The 21,837-nt window shown below is 70.0% G+C and carries 26 protein-coding genes; 18 read left to right on the top strand and 8 right to left on the bottom strand.

The window, feature by feature from the left end; genetic code table 11:
* The first annotated feature begins 4 nt into the window (after nucleotides 1-4).
* From W7S_RS21615 to rplO, 7 genes are all read left to right on the top strand, one after another.
* A complete protein-coding gene (locus tag W7S_RS21615) occupies nucleotides 5-190 on the top strand; it encodes a type Z 30S ribosomal protein S14 (RefSeq protein WP_003873499.1) in 186 nt (61 codons plus the stop codon).
* A 138-nt stretch (nucleotides 191-328) separates the two neighbouring features.
* Complete coding sequence (gene rpsH, locus W7S_RS21610) at nucleotides 329-727, top strand: 30S ribosomal protein S8 (RefSeq protein WP_008260619.1); 399 nt, start codon at nucleotides 329-331, stop codon at nucleotides 725-727.
* A gap of 11 nt (nucleotides 728-738) precedes the next feature.
* Entirely contained in the window at nucleotides 739-1,278 is a 540-nt protein-coding gene (rplF, locus tag W7S_RS21605; protein WP_008260611.1) for a 50S ribosomal protein L6, read from the top strand.
* 41 nt (nucleotides 1,279-1,319) lie between these two features.
* Nucleotides 1,320-1,688 (top strand): 50S ribosomal protein L18, encoded by a 369-nt coding sequence (rplR, locus tag W7S_RS21600; protein WP_008260609.1) that lies wholly within the window; start codon nucleotides 1,320-1,322, stop codon nucleotides 1,686-1,688.
* Nucleotides 1,689-1,725: 37 nt separating this feature from the next.
* Nucleotides 1,726-2,406: a 30S ribosomal protein S5 gene (gene rpsE / locus W7S_RS21595; RefSeq protein ID WP_008260606.1), complete on the top strand. Its 681-nt coding sequence runs from the start codon at nucleotides 1,726-1,728 to the stop codon at nucleotides 2,404-2,406.
* Complete coding sequence (gene rpmD, locus W7S_RS21590; protein WP_008260597.1) at nucleotides 2,403-2,603, top strand: 50S ribosomal protein L30; 201 nt, start codon at nucleotides 2,403-2,405, stop codon at nucleotides 2,601-2,603. Before rpsE ends, rpmD begins: the two co-directional genes overlap by 4 nt.
* Complete coding sequence (gene rplO, locus W7S_RS21585) at nucleotides 2,600-3,043, top strand: 50S ribosomal protein L15 (RefSeq protein ID WP_008260595.1); 444 nt, start codon at nucleotides 2,600-2,602, stop codon at nucleotides 3,041-3,043. The genes rpmD and rplO overlap by 4 nt, the downstream gene beginning before the upstream one ends.
* Here the strand turns inward: rplO and W7S_RS21580 are convergent.
* Nucleotides 3,040-3,966, bottom strand: coding sequence for an LLM class flavin-dependent oxidoreductase (locus W7S_RS21580; RefSeq protein ID WP_009951874.1), 927 nt, complete (start codon nucleotides 3,964-3,966; stop codon nucleotides 3,040-3,042). The two genes, rplO and W7S_RS21580, sit on opposite strands and share 4 nt — an antisense overlap.
* Before the next feature lie 38 nt (nucleotides 3,967-4,004).
* Here W7S_RS21580 and sppA point away from each other — a divergent pair, with 38 nt between their 5' ends.
* Nucleotides 4,005-5,792, top strand: a complete 1,788-nt coding sequence (sppA, locus tag W7S_RS21575) for a signal peptide peptidase SppA (RefSeq protein WP_008260591.1) — start codon at nucleotides 4,005-4,007, stop codon at nucleotides 5,790-5,792.
* Nucleotides 5,793-5,805: 13 nt separating this feature from the next.
* Here the strand turns inward: sppA and W7S_RS21570 are convergent, their stop codons facing one another.
* From W7S_RS21570 to W7S_RS21560, 3 genes are read right to left on the bottom strand one after another with little or no spacing between them, the layout of a single operon-like run.
* Nucleotides 5,806-6,720 (bottom strand): class I SAM-dependent methyltransferase, encoded by a 915-nt coding sequence (locus tag W7S_RS21570; protein ID WP_008260589.1) that lies wholly within the window; start codon nucleotides 6,718-6,720, stop codon nucleotides 5,806-5,808.
* A 10-nt stretch (nucleotides 6,721-6,730) separates the two neighbouring features.
* Nucleotides 6,731-7,639 (bottom strand): class I SAM-dependent methyltransferase, encoded by a 909-nt coding sequence (locus tag W7S_RS21565; RefSeq protein ID WP_008260587.1) that lies wholly within the window; start codon nucleotides 7,637-7,639, stop codon nucleotides 6,731-6,733.
* Nucleotides 7,632-8,576 carry a class I SAM-dependent methyltransferase gene (locus W7S_RS21560; protein ID WP_014712348.1) on the bottom strand — a complete coding sequence of 315 codons (945 nt, stop codon included), beginning with the start codon at nucleotides 8,574-8,576 and terminating at the stop codon, nucleotides 7,632-7,634. The genes W7S_RS21565 and W7S_RS21560 overlap by 8 nt, the downstream gene beginning before the upstream one ends.
* A 97-nt stretch (nucleotides 8,577-8,673) precedes the next feature.
* Between W7S_RS21560 and W7S_RS21555 the strand changes: the two genes are divergently transcribed.
* Both W7S_RS21555 and W7S_RS21550 read left to right on the top strand, forming a co-directional pair.
* Nucleotides 8,674-9,438: an SDR family oxidoreductase gene (locus tag W7S_RS21555; RefSeq protein ID WP_014381107.1), complete on the top strand. Its 765-nt coding sequence runs from the start codon at nucleotides 8,674-8,676 to the stop codon at nucleotides 9,436-9,438.
* A complete protein-coding gene (locus W7S_RS21550) occupies nucleotides 9,435-10,667 on the top strand; it encodes a zinc-binding dehydrogenase (protein ID WP_014712347.1) in 1,233 nt (410 codons plus the stop codon). The genes W7S_RS21555 and W7S_RS21550 overlap by 4 nt, the downstream gene beginning before the upstream one ends.
* A gap of 9 nt (nucleotides 10,668-10,676) precedes the next feature.
* Here W7S_RS21550 and W7S_RS21545 read toward each other — a convergent pair whose 3' ends face one another.
* Genes W7S_RS21545 through W7S_RS21535 form a run of 3 tightly spaced genes read right to left on the bottom strand, consistent with a single transcriptional unit; the run spans nucleotide 10,677 to nucleotide 13,224 of the window.
* On the bottom strand, nucleotides 10,677-11,594 hold the full coding sequence (locus W7S_RS21545; RefSeq protein ID WP_014712346.1) for an MBL fold metallo-hydrolase: 918 nt from the start codon (nucleotides 11,592-11,594) through the stop codon (nucleotides 10,677-10,679).
* Entirely contained in the window at nucleotides 11,594-12,247 is a 654-nt protein-coding gene (locus tag W7S_RS21540; protein WP_008260548.1) for an L-fuculose-phosphate aldolase, read from the bottom strand. The genes W7S_RS21545 and W7S_RS21540 overlap by 1 nt, the downstream gene beginning before the upstream one ends.
* Nucleotides 12,244-13,224, bottom strand: a complete 981-nt coding sequence (locus W7S_RS21535; protein ID WP_008260547.1) for an NAD(P)-dependent oxidoreductase — start codon at nucleotides 13,222-13,224, stop codon at nucleotides 12,244-12,246. The genes W7S_RS21540 and W7S_RS21535 overlap by 4 nt, the downstream gene beginning before the upstream one ends.
* 30 nt (nucleotides 13,225-13,254) lie before the next feature.
* Between W7S_RS21535 and W7S_RS21530 the strand changes: the two genes are divergently transcribed.
* Both W7S_RS21530 and W7S_RS21525 read left to right on the top strand, forming a co-directional pair.
* Complete coding sequence (locus W7S_RS21530) at nucleotides 13,255-14,616, top strand: FGGY-family carbohydrate kinase (protein WP_041298271.1); 1,362 nt, start codon at nucleotides 13,255-13,257, stop codon at nucleotides 14,614-14,616.
* Between the two features lie 9 nt (nucleotides 14,617-14,625).
* The gene (locus tag W7S_RS21525; protein WP_008260545.1) at nucleotides 14,626-15,294 is read left to right on the top strand and encodes a GNAT family N-acetyltransferase; all 669 of its coding nucleotides are present in this window, start codon (nucleotides 14,626-14,628) and stop codon (nucleotides 15,292-15,294) included.
* Between the two features lie 19 nt (nucleotides 15,295-15,313).
* On the opposite strand, the gene W7S_RS21520 is transcribed toward W7S_RS21525, so the two are convergent.
* Nucleotides 15,314-16,237 carry a class I SAM-dependent methyltransferase gene (locus tag W7S_RS21520; protein ID WP_014381101.1) on the bottom strand — a complete coding sequence of 308 codons (924 nt, stop codon included), beginning with the start codon at nucleotides 16,235-16,237 and terminating at the stop codon, nucleotides 15,314-15,316.
* A gap of 246 nt (nucleotides 16,238-16,483) precedes the next feature.
* Here W7S_RS21520 and secY point away from each other — a divergent pair, with 246 nt between their 5' ends.
* From secY to W7S_RS21490, 6 genes are all read left to right on the top strand, one after another.
* The gene (gene secY, locus W7S_RS21515) at nucleotides 16,484-17,809 is read left to right on the top strand and encodes a preprotein translocase subunit SecY (RefSeq protein WP_008260543.1); all 1,326 of its coding nucleotides are present in this window, start codon (nucleotides 16,484-16,486) and stop codon (nucleotides 17,807-17,809) included.
* A complete protein-coding gene (locus W7S_RS21510; protein ID WP_009956578.1) occupies nucleotides 17,806-18,351 on the top strand; it encodes an adenylate kinase in 546 nt (181 codons plus the stop codon). Before secY ends, W7S_RS21510 begins: the two co-directional genes overlap by 4 nt.
* A 2-nt stretch (nucleotides 18,352-18,353) precedes the next feature.
* Nucleotides 18,354-19,157: a type I methionyl aminopeptidase gene (gene map, locus W7S_RS21505; RefSeq protein ID WP_014381099.1), complete on the top strand. Its 804-nt coding sequence runs from the start codon at nucleotides 18,354-18,356 to the stop codon at nucleotides 19,155-19,157.
* A 154-nt stretch (nucleotides 19,158-19,311) separates the two neighbouring features.
* Nucleotides 19,312-19,857: a sigma-70 family RNA polymerase sigma factor gene (locus W7S_RS21500; protein ID WP_026071196.1), complete on the top strand. Its 546-nt coding sequence runs from the start codon at nucleotides 19,312-19,314 to the stop codon at nucleotides 19,855-19,857.
* A gap of 29 nt (nucleotides 19,858-19,886) precedes the next feature.
* Nucleotides 19,887-20,606: an anti-sigma factor gene (locus W7S_RS21495; protein WP_036429494.1), complete on the top strand. Its 720-nt coding sequence runs from the start codon at nucleotides 19,887-19,889 to the stop codon at nucleotides 20,604-20,606.
* Nucleotides 20,607-20,620: 14 nt separating this feature from the next.
* Nucleotides 20,621-21,829, top strand: a complete 1,209-nt coding sequence (locus tag W7S_RS21490; RefSeq protein ID WP_014712344.1) for an NAD(P)/FAD-dependent oxidoreductase — start codon at nucleotides 20,621-20,623, stop codon at nucleotides 21,827-21,829.
* Nucleotides 21,830-21,837 lie beyond the last annotated feature (8 nt).

The raw sequence follows: 21,837 nt of genomic DNA, 5'->3' as shown, positions 1-21,837 counted from the left end.
GTAAATGGCAAAGAAGGCACTGGTCAACAAGGCCGCACGCAAGCCGAAGTTTGCGGTGCGCGGCTACACGCGCTGCAACAAGTGCGGCCGGCCGCGCGCGGTCTTCCGCAAATTCGGCCTGTGCAGGATCTGCCTGCGCGAGATGGCGCATGCGGGCGAGCTGCCCGGCGTGCAAAAGAGCAGCTGGTAACAGCCCGACCCCCTAAGACCAACCCAGAAAAGTGCGCGACAGGCCCGGACCGGGAACCACCGCGAGGAAGGTGACAGACACTGTCATGACTGCGACATCGACGATGCAGAGCGCAGCGATGAAGAGGAGTGGCGCTCGATGACTATGACGGACCCGATCGCAGACTTCTTGACACGTCTGCGCAACGCCAATTCGGCGTATCACGACGAGGTGACGTTGCCGCACTCGAAGCTCAAGGCGAACATCGCCCAGATCCTCAAGAGCGAGGGCTACATCAGCGACTACCGCACCGAGGATGCCCGGGTCGGCAAGTCGCTGATCGTTCAGCTCAAGTACGGGCCGAGCCGGGAGCGCAGCATCGCCGGCTTGCGCCGCGTGTCCAAGCCCGGCCTGCGGGTGTACGCGAAATCCACCAATCTGCCGCGCGTGCTCGGCGGCCTGGGTGTGGCGATCATCTCCACCTCCTCGGGCCTGCTGACCGACCGCCAGGCAGCCCGACAGGGCGTGGGCGGCGAAGTCCTCGCGTACGTGTGGTGAGGGGGTAAAAGATGTCGCGTATTGGTAAGCAGCCGGTTCCGGTTCCCGCCGGAGTCGACGTAACGATCGACGGTCAGAAGGTCTCGGTGAAAGGCCCCAAGGGCACGCTGGATCTGACCGTGGCCGAGCCGATCACCGTGGCGCGCAACGACGATGGCGCGATCGTGGTCACCCGCCCCAACGACGAGCGGCGCAACCGCTCGCTGCACGGGCTGTCCCGCACCCTGGTGTCCAACCTGGTCACCGGTGTGACGCAGGGCTACACCACCAAGATGGAGATCTTCGGTGTCGGTTACCGCGTGCAGCTCAAGGGCTCCAACCTCGAGTTCGCGCTGGGCTACAGCCACCCCGTGGTGATCGAGGCGCCGGACGGCATCACGTTCGCCGTGCAGTCGCCGACGAAGTTCACCATCACCGGGATCGACAAGCAGAAGGTCGGCCAGATCTCGGCGAACATCCGCCGTCTGCGTCGCCCCGACCCGTACAAGGGCAAGGGCGTGCGCTACGAGGGCGAGCAGATCCGCCGCAAGGTCGGAAAGACAGGTAAGTAATCATGGCGCAATCACAAGCTGGCGCCGCCGCGCGAAAGCCGGTGGGGCAGAGCGTTTCCGCGACTCGGCGCGTCTCTCGGCTGCGCAGGCACGCCCGGCTGCGCAAGAAGATCGAGGGCACGCCGCAGCGTCCGCGGCTGGTGGTCAACCGGTCCGCGCGACACATTCACGTGCAACTGGTCAACGACGAGAACGGGACCACCGTGGCCGCCGCGTCGTCGATCGAGGACGACGTGCGCAGCCTGCAGGGGGACAAGAAAGCCCGCAGCGTGCGGGTGGGCCAGCTGATCGCCGAGCGCGCCAAGGCCGCCGGCATCGACAGCGTGGTCTTCGACCGCGGCGGATACACCTACGGCGGACGGATCGCGGCGCTGGCCGATGCCGCACGCGAGAACGGATTGCAATTCTGATGACTGAGAACGTGTACACGACTGGAAGGACCGCATAATGGCGGAGCAGCCCGCCGGCGGACAAGGCGCCGGCGACAGCCGTGACTCGCGCGGTGACCGCGACAGCCGCGGTCGGCGCGGCGACGGCGGTCGTGGCCGCGACCGCGACGGCGACAAGAGCAACTACCTGGAGCGGGTCGTCGCCATCAACCGCGTCTCCAAGGTGGTCAAGGGTGGTCGGCGATTCAGCTTCACCGCGCTGGTGATCGTCGGTGACGGCAACGGCATGGTCGGCGTCGGCTACGGCAAGGCCAAGGAAGTTCCCGCCGCCATCGCCAAGGGCGTCGAGGAGGCCCGCAAGGGCTTCTTCCGGGTGCCGCTGATTCGCGGGACCATTACGCACCCGGTGCAGGGTGAGGCGGCCGCCGGCGTGGTGCTGCTGCGCCCGGCCAGCCCGGGTACCGGTGTGATCGCCGGCGGCGCCGCCCGCGCGGTGCTGGAATGCGCTGGCGTGCACGACATCCTGGCCAAGTCGCTGGGCAGTGACAACGCCATCAACGTGGTGCACGCGACCGTCGCCGCGCTCAAGCTGCTGCAGCGCCCCGAGGAGGTTGCCGCCCGCCGCGGACTGCCCATCGAGGACGTTGCGCCGGCCGGAATGCTCAAGGCGCGACGGGAAAGCGACGCGCTGGCGAGTGCGGCGGCACGTGAGGCGCAGATTTCGGGGACCCAACCATGAGCAGTCAACTGAAGATCACCCAGGTGCGCAGCACCATCGGGGCCCGCTGGAAGCAGCGCGAGTCCCTGCGCACCCTCGGCCTGCGGAAGATCCGCCACTCGGTGATCCGCGAGGACAACCCGCAGACCCGCGGCCTGATCGCGGTGGTCAGCCACCTGGTCGAGGTGGAGTCGGCGCCCGAAGGGAAAACACAGTGACTATCAAGCTGCACGACCTGAAACCCGCCCGCGGCTCGAAGACCGCCCGCACCCGCGTCGGTCGCGGTGAAGGCTCCAAGGGCAAGACCGCCGGCCGCGGTACCAAGGGCACCAAGGCGCGCAAGAACGTGCCGGCCACCTTCGAGGGTGGTCAGATGCCGATCCACATGCGGCTGCCCAAGCTCAAGGGGTTCCGCAACCGGTTCCGCACCGAGTACGAGATCGTCAACGTCGGCGACCTCAATCGGCTTTTCCCGCAAGGCGGTTCGATCGGCGTGGACGAGCTGGTGGCCAAGGGCGCCGTTCGCAAGAACTCGCTGATCAAGGTCCTCGGCGACGGCAAGTTGACCGTCAAGGTCGAGGTGACCGCGCACAAGTTCAGCGGCAGCGCACGCGAGAAGATCACCGCCGCCGGCGGCTCGGCCACCGAGCTGTCCTAACTCAGCTGCGGAATCACTTCCGCGGCAAGGCGTTCCATCTGCTCGCGGTTCTCGCTCGCGTCGATGCCGACGGGATTCAGTAACAGCATCTGCGCCCCGGCGTCGATGACCTCGCGCAGCCCGCGGGCCACGTCGTCGGGGGTGCCGGAGACCGGCACGTCCTGCACGCCGGGCATCCGCCCGTAGATGCGATCCAGCCCGGCGAGCACGCGCTCCCGCGCCCTGGCGGCGTCGTCGTCGACCGTCAGGTAGACCCGCTTGGCGATGGTGAACCCGGCGGGGTCCTTGTGTTGCGCGTCGAGCTCGCGGCGCACGACGGCGACGGCCCCGGCGAACGCCTCGGTGGTCGACGAGCCGGCGCCCAGGAACGAATCGCCGTGCCGCACGGCGCGGGCCAGGGCCTTCGGGGCGAGGCCCCCGAACCAGATCGGCGGGTGCGGTCGCTGCACCGGCTTGGGCGCGACGGGCAGGTCGTCGACCTCGCGGAAGCGGCCGTGGAACGTCACCCGGGGGTCGTCGGACCAGGCGGCCTTCATCAGCTCCAGGCCCTCGGTGAAATACGAGATGAAGGTGTCCTTGTCCACGCCGAAGGCGGCGAATTTCCGCCGCCCGCCGCCGGGCGCGACACCCACGTCGAGGCGGCCGTGGCTGAGCCGGTCGACCGCCGTGATCGCCGAGGCCAGCTGCAGCGGCTCGTGCAGCGACGTCACCAGCACGCCGACGCCCAGGCGCAGCCGCTCGGTGCAGGCGGCGCAATAGGCCAGCAGCTCCATCGGGGCCAGCAGCGGCGCGGGTCCGACGATCTGTTCGAGCACCCAGCCACCCTCGAACCCGAGCTCCTCGGCGCGGGTGAGAAAGGATCGCAGCCCCGCCGCGTCGAACGTCTCGTAGTCGAACTGCGGGATGGCGATGGAAAACCTCACCGGACCACCGTACGGTGGCCGGTCGGTAGTCTGCAGGCATGTTCGCTTTCCTGCCCTCGATACCCGGTTTGTCAAAAGGCGCGGACGAGGTGCGCGCGCTGGCCGACCGGGTCGACACCGCACGTCATCACGGCGTGCCCAACGGCTGCGTGCTCGAATTGGATCTGCGCTCAATGCCGCCGGAGACGTCGGGGTTCGACCCGCTGGCGATGATCACCGGCGGGAGCCGTCCGGTGTCGCTGCGCGACACGGTGTCCGCCATCTACCGGGCGGCCGAGGATCCGCGGGTCGCCGGGCTGATCGCCCGCGTGCAACTGACGGCGTCGCCGTCGGCCGCCGTGCAGGAACTGCGCGAGGCCATCGTCGCGTTCACCGCCGCCAAGCCGTCACTGGCCTGGGCCGAGACCTACCCGGGCACGTTGTCGTACTACCTGGCCTCGGCCTTCGGCGAGGTCTGGATGCAGCCGGCGGGAAGCGTCGGGCTGATCGGATTCGCCAGCAACGCCACCTTTTTGCGCGACGCGTTCGACAAGGCCGGCATCGAAGCCGAAGTCGTCGCGCGCGGCGAATACAAGTCGGCGGCAAACCGTTTCACCGAGCACGGCTTCACCGAGGCCCATCGCGAGGCCGTCACCCGGATGCTCGAGAGCATCCGGGAGCAGGTCTGGGAAGCGGTGGGGGCATCACGCAAGCTCGACGCCGCTGCCCTGGACGCCCTGGCCGATCGCGCCCCGCTGTTGCGCGAGGAGGCCGTGTCCTCGGGCCTGGTCGACCGGATCGGATTCCGGGACGAAGCCTATGACCGCATCGCGGAACTGGTTGGCGTGAAAGATGTTTCGGAGGAGAATGCGCCGCCGCGGCTGTATCTGTCGCGCTACGCCGGGGCGGCCCGGTCGCGGCTGGTCCCGCCGGCGCCGTCGGTGCCCGGTCGCCGGCCCAAGCCGACGGTGGCCGTCATCAACGTCGACGGCACGATCGTCGACGGTCGCGGGGGACCCCAGTTCCTGCCGTTCGGCACCTCCACGGTCGGCAGCGACACCATCGCGCCGGCGCTGCGGGAAGCCGCCGCCGACGATTCGGTGTCGGCGATCGTGGTGCGGGTCAACAGCCCCGGCGGCTCGGTCACCGCGTCGGAAACCCTGTGGCGCGAGGTGAAAAAGGCCCGCAAACGGGGCAAGCCGGTGGTGGCGTCGATGGGGTCGGTCGCCGCCTCGGGCGGTTACTACATCGCCGTGGCGGCCGACGCGGTCGTCGCCAGCCCCGCGACGATCACCGGTTCGATCGGCGTGCTCACCGGCAAGCTGGTGATCCGTGATCTGCTCGGGCGGCTGGGCGTCGGCTCGGACACCGTGCGCACCAACGCCAACGCCGACGCCTGGGCGATCGACGCGCCGTTCACGCCGGAGCAGCGCGCCCACCGGGAGGCCGAGGCCGACCTGCTGTACGCGGACTTCGTGGCGCGGGTGGCCGAAGGGCGCAACCTGACCAAAGACGCCGTCGACCGGGTCGCGCGGGGCCGGGTCTGGACCGGCGCCGACGCGCTGGAGCGGGGCCTGGTCGACGAGCTGGGTGGGTTCCGAACCGCGCTGCGGCGCGCGAAAATCCTTGCCGGACTGGACGAGGACGCCGACGTGCGCATCGTCACCTACCCGGGCGGCTCGCTGCTGGACATGCTTCGGCCCCGGGCGTCCTCGCAGCCGGCCGCCGCGTCGCTGCCCGACGCGCTGGGCGCGCTGCTGGGCCGCACCATCGGCGGCATCGTGGACAACGTCGAACGGTCCGTCAGCGGCGCCAGCGCGCTGTGGGCGGGGCCCTGGCGGCTCTAGCCCGATGGCGGCTTTAGCCGCCGAGCCTGCCGCTGATGAAGACGATCTCACCGAGCGGGTCGTCGTCCTCCGGGGCGCGCACGTCGAAGCCGCCGCGCTCGAAAAGCTCGGTGCGGGTCACGCCCTCGGCGTGCCACCCGGTGCTCGACAGGTAGTCCACGACATGGTTGCGGTCGCCGGTGTAGACCAGTGACGCCATGTCGATGTCCACACCGTGGTCCCGGAACGAACCGGACATCTCCCGCACCTTCTCGGCGTCGAAATCCACTATGCCGGGCACGAATTCGGTGGCGATGGTGCTGCCGGGCGCGCTGAGCGCGGTGATGTTGTCGAACAGCCGGTCCTGGGCGTCCGGCGGCAGGTAGATCAGCAGGCCCTCGGCCAGCCACGCCGTCGGTGCCGCCGTATCGAACCCGGCGCCGGCCAGCGCGGTCGGCCAGTCCGCCCGCAGGTCGATGCCGACGGTGCGCCGATCGGCGGTCGGCTCGGCGCCGATACCGGCCAGCGTGCTGGACTTGAACTCGATCACCTGCGGCTGGTCGATCTCGTAGACGACCGTGCCGTCCGGCCACGGCAACCGGTAGGCGCGCGCGTCCAGCCCGGAGGCCAGGATCACCACCTGACGCACCCCGGCGCCGACGGCGTCCATGAAATAGTCGTCGAAGTACCTGGTGCGCACCGTCATTCCGTCGATCATCGCCTGAACGCGCACCGACGAGGCGTTCTCGATCGCATCGATGTCGAGCTCGCCGTCCATCATCTTGGTGAAGAATTCCACCCCGACCGCCCGCACCAGCGGCTCGGCGAACGGATCGTTGATCAGGCCCCGCGGATCCTTCGTCGCCATCGCCCGCCCCGCCGCGACCATCGTCGCGGTGGCGCCGACGCTGGACGCCAGATCCCAGTTGTCGTCGTGAGTGCGTGGCATGGGAAAAACCTTACTCGAGCGTCGCGGCGACGTAGCTCAGGTCGCCGAAGGTGGCCGTCATATCGTCCGCGGGAAATTCAAACCCGTTGCGGGCGTATAGTTCCCGGGCGGGGTGCGCGCTCACCTGCCAGCCGTGACCGCTCAGGTAGTCGACGACGACGTTGCGCTCGCCCCGGTAGAACAGGTCGGCCGCATTCAGGTCGAAGCCGAAGCGCTGCCAACGCTCGGAGATGCGGCGCAGGCGTTCGTCGGAGAACGCGTTGGGGTCGGGCACGTGTTCGGTCGCCACCCGGCTGCCCGGTGCGGACAGCGCGGTGATGTTGTCGAACAGCCGGTCCTGGGCCTCGGGCGGCAGGTAGGGCAGCAGCCCCTCGGCGCTCCAGGCGGTCGGTTGGGTGACGTCAAAACCTCCCTCGCGCAAGGCCGCCGGCCAGTCGTCGCGCAGGTCGATGCTGATCGTGCGGCGCTGCGCGGTGGGGGCGGCGCCGAGGCCGGCCAGCGTGTCGGTCTTGAAGGCGATGACGTCGGGCTGGTCGATCTCGTAGACCACGGTTCCCGCCGGCCACCGCAGGCGGTAGGCCCGGGTGTCCAGGCCGGAGGCCAGGATGACCGCCTGCTTGATGCCCGCGTTCGTCGCGTCCAGGAAGAAGTCGTCGAAAAACCTGGTGCGCACCGTGATCTGCTCGGCCCGCGCCCTGCGGTTGAACAGCGGGTCGTCCTCGAAGTCGATCTCCCCGTCGATGATCCGGATGAAGGGATCCAGGCCGACGGCGCGGACCAGCGGGTCGGCCAGCGGATCGTCGAGCAGCGCGTCGGGACCCTTCGACGCGACCGCGCGGGACGCGGCGACCATGGTCGCCGTCGCCCCCACGCTGTGTGCCGGCCCCCAGCTGTCGCCCTCGGCGCGCCCCTCACTCATAGGTGCCGCTCGTGTAGAGCATCTCGCCCATCCGCATGTCGTCGTCGCCGAGCGGGTCAAGCCCGTTGGCGGCGAACAGATCCCGGATGCTGGCGCTGTTCAGGCGCCACCCGTGAGCGGCCAGGTAGGGGGCGGCCTCGTTGCGGTCGCCGAAGTAGACCAGCCCCGCCATGTCGAGATCGAAGCCGTGCGCGCGCCAGCGCTCGGAGATCGCCTGCATGCGCTCCTTGAGCTTCTCGTCGTCGCCGGGTTCGGGGTTGGGCGCGCTCTCGGTGGCCAGCCGGCTGCCCGGCGCGCTGAGCTCGGTGATGGTGTCCAGCAGGCGATCCTGCGCCTCCGGCGGCAGGTAGCCGAGCAGGCCCTCGGCGCTCCACGCCGTCGGCTGGGCGGGATCGAATCCGGCGTCCTTGAGCGCGGTGGGCCAGTCGTCGCGGAGGTCGACGGCCACCACGCGCCGCTCGGCGGTGGGGGCGGCGCCCAGCTCGGCCAGTGAGCGGGTCTTGAATTCGATGACCTGCGGCTGGTCCACCTCGTAGACCACCGTCCCGGCCGGCCATGCCAACCGGTAGGCGCGCGCGTCCAGCCCGGAGGCCAGGATCACCGCCTGCTTGATGCCCGCGTTCGTGGCGTCCACAAAGAACTCGTCGAAGAACTTGGTGCGCACGGCCATGTTGTCGGCCATCCGCGACATCGCCCCGGCGGAGCTGGCGGCGCCGTCGTGGACGTCGTTCAGCTCGGCCGGGTCGAGCTCGCCGCCGGCCAGCCGGGAGAGCAGGTCGACCCCGACCGCCTTGACCAGCGGCTCGGCGAACGGGTCGTTGATCAGCGGGCGTTCGGCGCGGGTGGCCATCGCCCGGGCCGCCGCGACCATGGTGGCGGTCACGCCGACGCTGGAGGCGAGGTCCCAGGTGTCGCCCTCGTACCTGGTGGAAGTCATGGTGGTGCCCCTATCGGAGGTAGTCAATCTAATATTTAGCCGATATAACAAGCTTCCCCCACTGTACGCTTCCCGCGATTCGCGGCAACCTTTACTGATGGCGTACGAGCGGGTGCTGATCACGGGCGCTTCGTCGGGTCTGGGCGCGGCCCTGGCCCGGCGGCTGGCCGGCGGTGGCGCGGTGGTCGGGCTGGTCGCGCGCCGCCGGGATCGGCTGGCCGAGGTCCTGGCCGACTGCCGGCGTACCGCCCCGGGATCGGCGATGTGGGTCGCCGACCTGGCCGACACCTCCGCGCTGCGTGACCTGGCGGCGACCGCCTGGGACACGCTCGGGGGCATCGACGTGCTGATCAACAACGCGGCCGTCCCGAAGCGGCGCCCGGTCACCGCGTTGGATCCCGACGAGGTCGAAGAGGTCATGCGGGTCAACTTCTTCGCCCCGATGCGGCTGACGCTGGCCCTGTTGCCGCGGATGCGCGAGCGGGGATCGGGCATGATCGTCAACGTGTCCAGTGTCGGCGGCCGGCTCGGGATAATCCACGAAAGCGCCTACTGTGCAAGCAAATTCGCGCTGTGCGGCTGGAGCGAGGCGATGGCCGTGGACCTGCACGGCACACCGATCGCGGTGAAGCTGATCGAGCCCGGCCCGGTGGACACCGAGATCTGGGATCACCCGGGCAGCGAGGAACCCCTCTACCGGGGTCCCAAGGTTTCCGCCGACGAGGTGGCCGACGGCATCCTCGCCGCCCTGGGCACCGAGGGCTTCGAGCATTACGTGCCGGACATGAAACCGGTCGTCGACGCCAAGAACGCCGACCTCGACGCGTTCATCGCCGGGGCGGCGGGGCTGGCGGCGCCATGAGGGCGCTGGTCTACGGCGTGCCGCCGGAGCCCGTCGAGGTGCCCGAGCACGCCAACGCGCTCACCCAGAACCTGGCCCGCACCCCGACCGCGCTGCGCGAGGTGCCGGATCCGCAACTGCCGCACGGGGACTGGGTGCTCACCCGGCCGCGGCTGACCGGCATCTGCGGGTCGGATTCCAAGCAGATCCTGATGGACTTCGGCGAAGGCGACGCCGACAACGCCATGTCCGCGTTCTGTTCGTTCCCGCAAGTCCTGGGCCACGAGGTGGTGGCCGACGTGGTGGCGCTGGGCCCGAAGGCGCGGGGGCTGCGGGTGGGGCAGCGGGTGGTGCTCAACCCGTGGCTGTCCTGCGGGCCGCGGGGGATCGAGCCGCCGTGCCCGGCGTGTCAGGCCGGCGACTACAGCCTGTGCTGGAGCTTCGCCGACGGCGCCCTCAGCGCGGGCATCCACACCGGCGTCTCGGCCGACGTGACGGGCGGCTACGCCGAATTGATGCCCGCCCACGACAGCATGCTGTTCGCGGTGCCGGACTCGATCCCCGACGAGGTGGCCGTGTTCGCCGACCCGTTCTCGGTGTCCCTGCACGCGGTCACCCGCCACCCCCCGCCCGATACGGGCGCGGTGCTGGTGTACGGGGCCGGCTCGCTGGGGTTGTGCGCGGTCGCCATCCTGCGGGCGCTGTATCCCGGCGTGGCCGTGGCCGTGGTGGCCCGTTTCGGTGCCCAGGCCGAGCTGGCCCGCCGGTTCGGCGCCGCGAAAGTCCTTGCCCACGAGCCGCGTTCGGACCTCATCGAGGAGCTCGTGGCGTGGGGCGGTGGCCGGCTGCGCCGGCCGCTGCTGGGCCTGCCGATGGCCCACCCCGGCGCGGTCGACGTCGTCTACGACACGATCGGAAAGCCCGAGACCTTCGAGGTGGGCGTCCGGGTCCTGCGCTCGCGAGGCACCCTGGTGAAGGCCGGCGTCCACGCGCCTGGGCGCTGGGAGGACAGCCCGCTCTACTTCAAAGAGATTTCCCTGGTGGGCTCCAACGCCTTCGGCGTCGAGGAGGTCGACGGGCAACGCAAGCACGCCATCGCCCACTACCTCGACCTGGCCGGCGCCGGACGCGTCGACCTGCGACCCATGCTCACCCATACCTTCGGGTTGGCGCGGTGGCGCGACGCTTTCTGGGCGCTCGCCGATCAGGGCGAGAGCGGCGCGGTCAAGGTGGCGATCGATCAGCGGTGACCTCGCACGTCACAGGGCTGGAATGTCCAGCCACTCACCGACTTCGAATTCGTCGCCGACCGCGCGGATCGTCGCGCCGCCGCGGCCGGGGTAGTGCGCGGGTATCACCGTCGCTGTCGCCTGCGCGGCCTCGGTGAAGATGCGGCGGCGGGTCACTGCGGCCGCGGCGGCGTCGATGTCGAAGGCGCACGCGTCGCCGGGGCGACGCACCTGCAACGGGCTGTGGGTGAGATCACCGACGAAGACCGCGGGTTGGCCCGCGTCCAGCCAGAGCACCGAGGAGCCCGGCGTGTGCCCGGGGGCGGGCCGCAGCCGCAGCGAATCGCTGACCGCGTAGTCGTCCGACCACCGGATCAGTTGCCCCGCGGCGTCGATGGGTAACACGCTGTCCGCGAACACCAGCTGGTCGCCGCGCTGCTGGGCAGCTTCGGCTTCGGTGCGCGGCGACCGCCGCGCGGCGGGCCCGTCCGGTTCGAAGTGGCGATAGTCGGCGGCGGGCAGCAGGTACCGGGCGTTGGGGAACGTCGGCACCCAGTTGCCGTTGTCCAGCATGGTGTTCCAGCCGACGTGGTCGGAGTGCATGTGGGTGTTGACCACCACGTCGACGGCGTCGCGCTCGACGCCCGCCGAACGCAGCGCGGCCAAGAACGCCGTGTTCAGGTGGTCCAGGGGCGGCATGTGCGGGCGTAGCCGATCGTTGCCGACGCCGGTGTCGACGATGACCGTCAGGCCGTCGACCTGTATGACCCAGCTCTGGATCGCGATGTGCCACTGATCGGTGTCGGGATCGAAGAAGTCGGGCACCAGCAGGTCGGCATTGTCGTGCCACCCCGACGGCGGGGTCCGGGGAAAGGACTTGGCGCCCAACGAGAATCGCAGTTCGACTACCCGCGCCAGGGTGGCGCGGCCGAGCCGGAACCGCCGCATCAGGCGTTGGCCCGCAGATAACCGTAGACCGCGGCGAAGTTGTTGTTGACGTCCTCGGGGATCGGCACCGGCCCTCCGAGAGCGCGTGCGCCCCACACGATTTGGGCGGTGCGCTCCACCAGCGCGGTGACGTGCAAAACCTTGTCGGGCCGCGGTCCCACCGCCACCAGGCCGTGGTTGGCGATCAGGGCGGCGGCGCGGCCCTCGAGCGCGGCGACCGCGTTGGTACCCACGTCGGCGGTCCCGGACGCGGCGTAATCGGTGCACCGGACGTCCCCGCCGCAATACACCGCGAACTCGTCGATGCACGCCGGGATCGGTTGGTGGGCGATGGCGAACATGGTCGCCCACACCGGATGACTGTGAATGACGCTGCCGATGTCGTCGAACGCGGCAAAGCAGGCCAGGTGCAGCTGCATCTCCGAGGACGGCGACCGGCCGTCGGCCGCCTGCAGCACCGAGCCGCCCGGATCGACCAGCACGAGGTCGTCGAGCTGCATGTCGCGGTAGTCGACGGAAGACGGGGTGATGACGATGTTGCCGTCGGCGCGGCGCGCCGAGATGTTGCCGGCGGTGCCCTCCACCAGGCCGCGGCGCAGCATGTCCTTGGCCGCGTCCAGCACCGAGGTCTCCGCGTTCTCGACGAATTTCATGGGCCTAGCACCTCCGGGTTGACGAGATGGGCGGGCGCGTCACCCTTCAGCAGCGCCTCGAGGTCGTCGGCCACCATCTGCGCCTGCCGGACCTCGGTGTTCCAGGTCGCGCCGCCGATGTGCGGCGTCAGCACGACGTTGTTCATCCCGACCAACGGGTGGTCGACCGGCAGCCATTCGCCGGCGAAGTGATCCAGGCCCGCGGCGGCCACCTTGCCCGCGACCAGGGCGTCGACCAGCGCGTCGGAGTCGTGCAGCTGGGCGCGGGCGGTGTTGAGGAAGACCACGCCGTCGCGCATGCCCGCGAACTGCCCGGTGCCGATCATGCCGGCCGTGTCATCGGTGACCGGCGCGTGCAGCGACACGATGTCGGCCTCGGCCAGCAGCTCGTCGAGGCTGTGCCGCGCGTCGGGGTTGTACGGGTCGTGCGCGATGACCCGCAGGCCCAGCCCGGACAGCCGCCACTGGGTGGCGCGGCCGACGGCGCCCAGGCCCACCAGCCCGGCGGTGAGCCCCGCGATCTCGCCGCCGCGGAAACGCTGATAGGGGATGCTGCCGTCGCGAAAGATGTTGCCGCTGCGCACATCCGCGTCCGCGGGCAGCACGTGGCGGGTGGCGGCCAGCAGCAGCGCCACCGTCATCTCGGCGACGGCGTCGGCGTTGCGGGCCGGGGTGTTCAGCACCGGGATGCCGGCCGCGGTGGCCCCGGCGATGTCGACGTTGTTGGGGTCGCCGCGGGTGGAGGCGATCGCGCGCAACCCCTGGGCGAACACCGGGCCGCGCACCGAATCGCTTTCCACCACCACGATTTCGGCGCCCTCGCTCGCGATCCGTTCGGCCAGCTGCTCGGCGCTGTAGATGCGCAGCGGGGTCTGTTCGATCCAGGGGTCATAGATCACGTCGGCCAGTTCCCGCAGCTTGGCGAAGCCCGGGCCCCGCATCGGGGCCGTGACCAAGGCGCGCGGTTTGGACGTCACGAATGCCAATGCTGGCGTACGGTGACGCCCGTGTCACGCAAAGACGTCACAATCGGCATCGACGTCGGCAGCACCGCGGTCAAGGCGATAGCCGCCGACGCCGACGGCAACGTGGCGGCGCGGGTGCGCATCCCCCACGCGCTGCGGGTCCCGGCGGCCGACCGCCTCGAGCACGACGCCGACGAGGCGTGGCGGCGGGGGCCGTCGGCGGCCCTGGCCGAACTGGCCCACCGGACCGACGTCGCGGCGGTGGCCGTCTCGGCGATGGTGCCGTCGATGACCGCCGTCGACGCCACGGGCACGCCGATCACGCCGGGGCTGCTGTACGGCGACGGCCGGGGCCGCACCCCCGGCGGGGACGCGCAGCCCCTGCCCGCGCTCGGCGAGGCGGCGGAGTTCCTGCGGTGGACGGCCGCGCAGGCGCCCGACGCCGCCGGCTACTGGCCCGCGCCGGCGGTGGCCAACCACGCGCTGGCCGGCGACGCCGTGATCGACATCGCCACCGCCGCCACGGCGTTCCCCCTGTTCGACGGGACCGGCTGGGACCCCACCGCCTGCGCCGAGCGCGGCGCCCGCATCGAGCAGATGCCGCGGGTGGAAAGCATGGGGGCCGTCGTCGGGGAGGTGCGCGGCAGCGGCGCCGCGCTGGCCACCGGCGCCATCGACGCGCTGTGCGAACAGATCGTGGCCGGCGCCGACCGCGACGGCGACGTGCTGGTGATGTGCGGCACCACGCTGATCGTGTGGACGACGATTTCCGAGCCCCGGCAGATGCCCGGGCTGTGGACCATTCCCCACACCACGCCCGGCAAGAGTCAGATCGGCGGGGCCAGCAACGCCGGCGGGCTCTTCCTCGGCTGGGTGGATCGCGTTGTGGCGCAAGCGGATCCGACGGCCGTCGAACCCGGCCGCGTACCGGTGTGGTCGCCCTACCTGCGCGGCGAGCGCAGCCCGTTCCACGACCCGGACCGCCGCGGCCTGCTCGAGGCGCTGGATCTGACCCACGACGCCGCCGCGCTGCGGCGGGCCGCCTACGAGGCGTCGGGCTTCGTGGTGCGCCAGCTCATCGAACTGTCCGCCGCGCCGGTGTCGCGCATCGTGGCCACCGGCGGCGGCACCCGGGTCGGGCCGTGGCTGCAGGCCATCGCCGACGCCACCGGGCGCCCCGTCGAGGTGTCCGCGGTGGCGGAGGGGGCCGCGCTGGGGGCCGCCTTCCTCGCCCGCATGGCCGCCGGCCTGGAGACGACGATCGCCGACGCCGCCCGTTGGGTGCGCACCGAGCGCGTCGTCGAGCCCGATCCCGTATGGGCGGCGGCGGTCGAGGACCGCTACCACCGCTTCCTACAGATGGCAGAGCGCCGATGTGGCGCGGTGGCACCACCGCCGTTCTAGGCTGGTGCAATGACCGACCACGACCGCAAAGCCACCCGCCGGGAAATCGCCGACGCCCTGTCGAAAGCCGTGGAGCGGCGGCACGAAATCGCCGACGCCATCGTGGAATCAGAGAACAGGGCGGCCGCGGTGGAGGCGATCGTCCGGCTGCTCGACACCTCCCACCTGGCCGCCGAGGCGGTGATGGGCATGTCGTTCGATCAGCTCACCATCGACTCGCGCCGCAAGATCCTCGCCGAACTCGAAGACCTCAACAAGCAGCTGAGCTTCACCCTGGGCGAGCGCCCGGCGAGCTCGGGAGAGACCCTGGAGTTGCGGCCCTTCTCCGCCGCCACCGACCGCGACATCTTCGCCGTGCGCACCGAGGAGATCGGCGCGGCCGGCGACGGCTCGGGCGGGCCGGCCGGCAGCCTGGACGACGAGATCAGCGCGGCCCTCGGACGCGTCGACGACGAGGAGGCCGCGTGGTTCGTGGCCGTCGACTCCGGCCAGAAGGTCGGCATGGTGTTCGGCGAGCTGGTCCGCGGCGAGGTCAACGTGCGGATCTGGATTCACCCCGATTACCGCAAGCGGGGCTACGGCACCGCCGCCCTGCGCAAGTCGCGCTCGGAGATGGCGTGGTGTTTCCCCGCGGTCCCGATGGTCGTGCGCGCACCGGCGGCCAAACCCCCCGGCTGAGCGCTGGGCGTGGCCGCGGTTATGAGCCCAATGTCGCGGTGACCGCAACGATGTTGGGGTGCTGCGCCGCCTCGTCATCGTCGGGGAATTCCAGGCCGTAGTCGCCGAACAGATCGCGCCGCGGCCGGGTACTCACCCGCCATCCCCGGCCGGTGAGGTAGTCGACGACGTTGCTGCGCTCGCCGTCGAAGAACAGCCCCGAAAGGTCGATGTCGCAGCCGACTCTGGCCCACCTGTCGTTGAACTCCCGCGCGCGTTGCGACATCGTCGTCCCGTTGTCGGGGTGATATTCGGTGGCCAGCTTGCTGCCGGGCGCGCTGAGCGCGGTGATGTTGTCGAAGAGCCGGTCCTGCGCGTCGGGCGGCAGGTACATCAGCAGGCCCTCGGCACTCCACGCCGTCGGCCGCGTCACGTCAAAGCCGCTGCCGCGCAACGCCGCCGGCCAGTCCTCCCGCAGGTCGATGCCGACGGTCCGCCGGTCCGCGGCCGGGGAGGCGCCCAGGCTGGCCAGGGTGGCGCTCTTGAACTCGACGACCTTGGGCTGGTCGACCTCGTACACCACGCTGCCGGGCGGCCAGCCCAGCCGGTAGGCGCGGGCGTCGAGGCCGGCGGCCAGGATCACCGATTGGCGAATCCCGTCGCGGGCGGCATTGAGGAAGAAGTCGTCGAAGAAGCGGGTGCGCACCGCCATCGAATCGGTCTCCAGCGCCAGCTCCTTCCCGCCGCCTCCGGCCGCCCCGTCGCCCTCGGGCTCGGTGACCTCGCCGTCGACCAGGCGGCGGAAGAAATCCAGGCCGACCGCCCGCACCAACGGCGCGGCGAACGGGTCGTTGATGATCGGATTGGTTCCCCCGCTGGCCAGCGCGCGGGCCGCGGCGACCATCGTGGCGGTGGCGCCGACGCTCGAGGCCAAGTCCCAGCTGTCTTGGTCGGTGCGTGTCATACTGCTCCCAAGTTACTTAGCAAATGCAACGAGACAGCCGCACTCTACGCCGCCGGCCTGACGGCTTCCTGTGCTTTTTCCGGGGCCCCGTCCGAGCATTTCCGGTGGCCGCGGGAAAGGCCCTGACCGGACCTGACCGGACCAGCTGTTAGTCTCGTACACGGTTCGACGCGCGACGCCGTACGTCCTGGCCTGCGGGAGTTGGGCGCGTGATGCAGGAAACCCCCGGCTGCGCAGGAGGAAGAGTTGCTTTCCGCTTTCATCTCATCGCTGCGGACAGTCGACCTGAGACGGAAGATCCTCTTCACGCTTGGCATCGTCGTCTTGTACCGGGTCGGCGCCGCGCTGCCGTCCCCGGGCGTCAACTATCCGAACGTCCAGCAGTGCATCAAAGAGGCCAGCGGCGGCGCGGCCGGACAGATCTATTCGCTGATCAACCTGTTCTCCGGCGGGGCGCTGCTCAAACTCACGGTGTTCGCGGTGGGCGTGATGCCCTACATCACCGCCAGCATCATCGTCCAGCTGCTCACGGTGGTCATCCCGCGGTTCGAGGAACTGCGCAAGGAGGGCCAGTCCGGCCAGGCCAAGATGACGCAGTACACCCGCTATCTGGCGATCGCGCTGGCGATCCTGCAGGCCACGAGCATCGTGGCGCTGGCCGCCAACGGGGGGCTGCTGCAGGGCTGCTCGCTGGACATCATCGCCGACCAGAGCATCTTGACGCTGATCGTCATCGTGTTGGTGATGACCGGCGGCGCGGCCCTGGTGATGTGGATGGGTGAGCTGATCACCGAACGCGGCATCGGCAACGGCATGTCGCTGCTGATCTTCGTCGGCATCGCGGCCCGCATCCCCGCCGAGGGCAAGACCATCCTGGACAGCCGAGGCGGCATGATCTTCACCGCCGTGCTCATCGCCGCGCTGATCATCATCGTCGGCGTGGTGTTCGTCGAGCAGGGCCAGCGGCGCATCCCGGTGCAATACGCCAAGCGCATGGTCGGCCGCCGGATGTACGGCGGCACCTCGACGTATCTGCCGCTCAAGGTCAACCAGGCCGGTGTCATCCCGGTGATCTTCGCGTCCTCGCTCATCTATATCCCGCACCTGATCACCCAGCTGATCCGCAGCGGCAGCGGCGGCGTGGGCAACAGCTGGTGGGACAAGTTCGTCGGCAGCTACCTGTCCGACCCCAGCGACCCCGTCTACATCGGCATCTATTTCGGGCTGATCATCTTCTTCACGTACTTCTACGTGTCGATCACCTTCAACCCCGATGAGCGCGCCGACGAGATGAAGAAGTTCGGCGGGTTCATCCCCGGGATCCGGCCGGGCAAGCCGACCGCCGATTACCTGCGGTTCGTGCTGAGCCGGATCACGTTGCCGGGTTCGATCTACCTCGGTGCGATCTCGGTGCTGCCCAACCTGTTCTTGCAGATCGGCAACGGCGGGGCGGTACAGAACCTGCCGTTCGGCGGCACCGCGGTGTTGATCATGATTGGCGTGGGCTTGGATACGGTCAAGCAGATCGAGAGTCAGCTCATGCAGCGCAACTATGAAGGGTTCCTCAAGTGAGAGTCGTTTTGCTGGGTCCGCCGGGGGCGGGCAAGGGGACGCAGGCGCAGAAGCTCTCCGAAAAGCTGGGGATCCCGCAAATCTCCACCGGTGAGCTGTTCCGCAGCAACATCGAGAACGGCACCAAACTGGGCCTGGAGGCCAAGCGCTACCTGGACGCCGGTGACCTGGTGCCCTCGGAGCTGACCAACCAGCTCGTCGACGACCGGTTGAGCGACCCGGACGCGGCCAACGGCTTCATCCTGGACGGGTTCCCGCGGTCGCTGCAGCAGGCCAAGGCGCTGCACGAGATGCTCGAACGCCGCGGCACCGACATCGACGCGGTGCTGGAGTTCCGGGTCTCCCAGGACGAGCTGCTGCAGCGGCTCAAGTCGCGCGGCCGCGCCGACGACACCGACGACGTCATCCTGAACCGGATGAAGGTCTACCGTGACGAGACCGCCCCGCTGCTGGACTACTACCGCGACGAACTCAAGACCGTCGACGCCATCGGCACCTTGGACGAAGTGTTCGCCCGCGCGCTGCAGGCGCTGGGCAAGTAGAAATGAACCCGCTGGCGCGGCTGCGGAGTCGCAAGGTGGTGCCGCAGCGCAGCGCCGGCGAACTCGACGCGATGGCCGCGGCGGGCGCGGTCGTGGCGGCCGCGCTGCAGGCCGTCCGGGCCGCCGCGGTGTCCGGCGTATCGACGCTGAGCCTCGACGAGATCGCCGAATCGGTGATCCGCGACGCCGGGGCGGTGCCGTCGTTCCTGGGCTATCACGGCTACCCGGCATCGATCTGCGCGTCGGTCAACGAGCGGGTGGTCCACGGAATCCCTTCGGCCGCAGAGGTTTTGGGCTCGGGTGACCTGGTATCGATCGACTGCGGCGCCGTGCTGGACGGCTGGCACGGCGACGCCGCAATCACCTTCGGGATCGGGACCCTGGATGCGGCCGACGAAGCGCTGTCCCAGGCCACCAGGGAATCGCTGGAGGCCGGGATCGCCGCGATGGTGCCCGGCAACCGGTTGACCGACGTATCGCACGCCATCGAGATGGGTACGCACGCGGCCGCGGCCCGCCACTCGCGGTCCTTCGGAATCGTCGAGGGATACGGCGGCCACGGCATCGGCCGGCAGATGCACATGGACCCGTTCCTGCCCAACGAGGGCTCGCCAGGGCGCGGGCCGCAGCTGGCCCCCGGGTCGGTGCTGGCCATCGAGCCGATGCTGACGCTGGGAACCGGCAAGACCGTGGTGCTCGACGACCAGTGGACGGTCGTCACCACCGACGGCTCGCGGGCGGCACACTGGGAGCACACCGTCGCGGTCACCGAGTCCGGACCGCGCATCCTGACCCTGGGGGCCTGAACGAGCCGCGATCGCAGGCGCGGCGAAGCCGGGCGCGGCGGGTCGGGGCCGTTGAACGAGCCACGATCGCAAGCGCGGCGAAGCCGGGCGCGGCGGGTCGGGGCCGTTGAACCGGGCGCCTGCTCGGCTCGTTCTCCCGGCAGGAGGTGATCGAGTGGCTCGTGTGGCTGGCACTCGGAACGCGTCAGCGGCTGCCGAAGCCGCTCTGATGAAGGCGCTTTTCGACGAACACGCCGCGGTTCTGTGGCGCTACGCGTTGCGCCTGACGGGGGACACGAGCCAGTCCGAGGATGTGGTCCAGGAAACGCTGCTGCGGGCGTGGCAGCATCCCGAAGTCGTCGGGGACACCGAGCGCTCGGCGCGGGCGTGGTTGTTCACCGTCGCCCGCAACATGATCATCGACGATCGGCGCAGCGCGCGGTACCGCAACGTCGTCGGTTCGACCGACGTCTCGGGGGCGCCCGAACAGTCCACGCCGGACGAGGTCAACGCGGCCCTGGACCGGTTGCTGATAGCGGACGCGATGGCCCAGCTGTCCGCCGATCACCGAGCGGTGATCGAACGGTCCTACTACCGCGGTTGGACCACCACGCAGATAGCTGCAGACCTCGGCATCGCCGAGGGAACGGTGAAGTCGCGACTACACTATGCCGTACGGGCGTTGCGACTCACTCTGCAGGAACTTGGGGTTACCCGATGAGGGCTCCGAAGGCTTGAGGGGTGAAGGACATGGATGAAATGAACACGCCGGTGGCCGATATCGGCCCTCCCGAAGACCGCTACGCGATGTGGGATGCCGCATACGTGCTGGGGTCGCTGTCGGCCGCGCAACGCCGCGAATTCGAGACGCACATGGCGCGCTGCCCGGCCTGCCGTGAGGCGGTCGCAGACCTCAGCGGCGTGCCGGCACTGCTTTCGCAACTGGACCGCGACGAGGTGGCCGCGATCGACGAGTCCGGCCCGGCGCCGGAGATGTCCGAGGAGATGCTGCCGTCGTTGCTGGCGGCGGTGCGGTGGCGCCGGCGGCGCACCCGGGTGGTGACCTGGGTGGCCTCCGCCGCGGCGGCCGCGGTGCTGGCGATCGGGGTGTTCGTCGGCCTGCAGGCCTGGTCGTCGACTCCCGCCCAGCAGGTGACCGCGTCGGCCGAGCCGATGGCGCAGGTGGGCACCTCGCTGCTGACCTCCAGCGTCCAGGTCACCGGCCAGCACTGGGGCACATCCATCGCGCTTCGGTGCGTGTGCCTGGCCCCGCTGAACGCGCACCATGACACGCTGGCGATGGTCGTGGTGGGTCGCGACGGCAGCCAAACGCGGCTGGCGACCTGGGTGGCCGTGCCCGGTCACACCGCGACACCCGTGGGCGCGATCTCGACCCCGGTCGACCAGATCGCCGCCGTGCAAGTGGTCGCCGCCGACAGCGGCAAGGTGTTGTTGCAGCGTTCGCTGTAGAGATCGGAGCCAGCGTGTTCGGGCGTCCGCTTCGGGTGCTGGTGGTGGGCGCCGGCGTGGCCGGCATCTCCGTCGCCCGCGGCTTGGTGGGGGACGGACATGACGTCACCGTCTTCGAGCGCCGGCCCGACGTGCAGGCGCCCGGCGGTGCGGTGACGATCTGGTCCAACGGCGAGGCGGTGCTGAACCAGCTGGGTGTCGACATGGGCGGCGCCGGCCGCCTGCTGGCCACCGTGCGGGCCGTGACGTCCCACGGCCGGCCGCTGGCCACGCTCGACGTCACCGCGATGGTGCGGCGGCTGGGCGCACCCGTGCGGATGGTTCCGCGCCGAATATTGCTGGAACGCCTTCTCGACGGGTTCGACGCCGAGCGCATCCGGTGCGGCTCCCCGGTGATCGCGGTGAACCGTACGGACGTCGGTGTCTGCGTGGAGTTCGGCGACGGCACCGTGGCTGATGCGGACGTGGTGATCGGTGCCGACGGGTTGCACTCGATGGTGCGCAATTGCGTTGGCGCGCAAGCCGCCAAGCCGACCGGCTGGTGCAGTTGGCAGGGGCTTGCCACTGTCCCGGAGATCGCGGATTCCGATGCCGCGCTGATGATCATCGGTGCTCGCGGAAACCTCGGCCTGTGGCCCGCCGGCGGGTCGGAGGTGCAGTGGTGGTTCGACCTGCCGTGGTCGCATGGCTTCGTCCGACCGCAGCGCCCGATCGAGATGATCCGGTCCCACTTCGCCGGATGGTCCGACTCTGTCGACCGGGTGCTCGCGACGCTGAGCGACGACGACCTGGCCGGCTCGCCATTCCCGCATTTTCGCCATCCGATTCCGGGCCCGGGGCACGGCCCCGTCACGTTGCTCGGCGATGCCGCGCACGCGATGCCGCCCACCCTGGCGCAGGGGACCAACCAGGCGCTGCTCGACACGATGGTTTTGTGCAAGACGCTGAGGGATTTTCGCGGTGGGACCAACGGCGGCGCCGATGTCTCGGCCGCCCTGCGGTGGTATGAGAGGACCCGTCGACGCAAAGTCATGGCCGTGTCCTGGGTGGCGTCGCTGCCGGTGTCGCACGGTGAGTTCGTGCTGCGACCGGCCGCGCTGATCTCCGACCGGCTGCAGGCCGGCGCGCTGACGACGTTTCTGCGCCTTACGAGTCACCGCCGGATGTCCGCCGAAATCAGCCGAAACTTGGGGGTAGCGGCGACGGTCCCGTCAAGCCCGTGAACAGCCCG

Source organism: Mycobacterium sp. MOTT36Y (genome assembly GCF_000262165.1).
GTDB lineage: Bacteria > Actinomycetota > Actinomycetes > Mycobacteriales > Mycobacteriaceae > Mycobacterium > Mycobacterium intracellulare.
The sequence above is the reverse complement of the archived record's forward strand: the minus strand, read 5'-3'. Positions and strand labels throughout refer to the sequence as shown.

Bases quoted from the DNA above. Each gene is read 5' to 3' on its own strand.
- W7S_RS21615 (WP_003873499.1), top strand. From the start codon at position 5: ATGGCAAAGAAGGCACTGGTCAACAAGGCCGCACGCAAGCCGAAGTTT.
- rpsH (WP_008260619.1), top strand. From the start codon at position 329: ATGACTATGACGGACCCGATCGCAGACTTCTTGACACGTCTGCGCAAC.
- rplF (WP_008260611.1), top strand. From the start codon at position 739: ATGTCGCGTATTGGTAAGCAGCCGGTTCCGGTTCCCGCCGGAGTCGAC.
- rpsE (WP_008260606.1), top strand. From the start codon at position 1,726: ATGGCGGAGCAGCCCGCCGGCGGACAAGGCGCCGGCGACAGCCGTGAC.
- rpmD (WP_008260597.1), top strand. From the start codon at position 2,403: ATGAGCAGTCAACTGAAGATCACCCAGGTGCGCAGCACCATCGGGGCC.
- sppA (WP_008260591.1), top strand. From the start codon at position 4,005: ATGTTCGCTTTCCTGCCCTCGATACCCGGTTTGTCAAAAGGCGCGGAC.
- W7S_RS21570 (WP_008260589.1), bottom strand. From the start codon at position 6,720: ATGCCACGCACTCACGACGACAACTGGGATCTGGCGTCCAGCGTCGGC.
- W7S_RS21565 (WP_008260587.1), bottom strand. From the start codon at position 7,639: ATGAGTGAGGGGCGCGCCGAGGGCGACAGCTGGGGGCCGGCACACAGC.
- W7S_RS21560 (WP_014712348.1), bottom strand. From the start codon at position 8,576: ATGACTTCCACCAGGTACGAGGGCGACACCTGGGACCTCGCCTCCAGC.
- W7S_RS21555 (WP_014381107.1), top strand. From the start codon at position 8,674: ATGGCGTACGAGCGGGTGCTGATCACGGGCGCTTCGTCGGGTCTGGGC.
- W7S_RS21550 (WP_014712347.1), top strand. From the start codon at position 9,435: ATGAGGGCGCTGGTCTACGGCGTGCCGCCGGAGCCCGTCGAGGTGCCC.
- W7S_RS21545 (WP_014712346.1), bottom strand. From the start codon at position 11,594: ATGCGGCGGTTCCGGCTCGGCCGCGCCACCCTGGCGCGGGTAGTCGAA.
- W7S_RS21540 (WP_008260548.1), bottom strand. From the start codon at position 12,247: ATGAAATTCGTCGAGAACGCGGAGACCTCGGTGCTGGACGCGGCCAAG.
- W7S_RS21525 (WP_008260545.1), top strand. From the start codon at position 14,626: ATGACCGACCACGACCGCAAAGCCACCCGCCGGGAAATCGCCGACGCC.
- W7S_RS21520 (WP_014381101.1), bottom strand. From the start codon at position 16,237: ATGACACGCACCGACCAAGACAGCTGGGACTTGGCCTCGAGCGTCGGC.
- map (WP_014381099.1), top strand. From the start codon at position 18,354: ATGAACCCGCTGGCGCGGCTGCGGAGTCGCAAGGTGGTGCCGCAGCGC.
- W7S_RS21495 (WP_036429494.1), top strand. From the start codon at position 19,887: ATGGATGAAATGAACACGCCGGTGGCCGATATCGGCCCTCCCGAAGAC.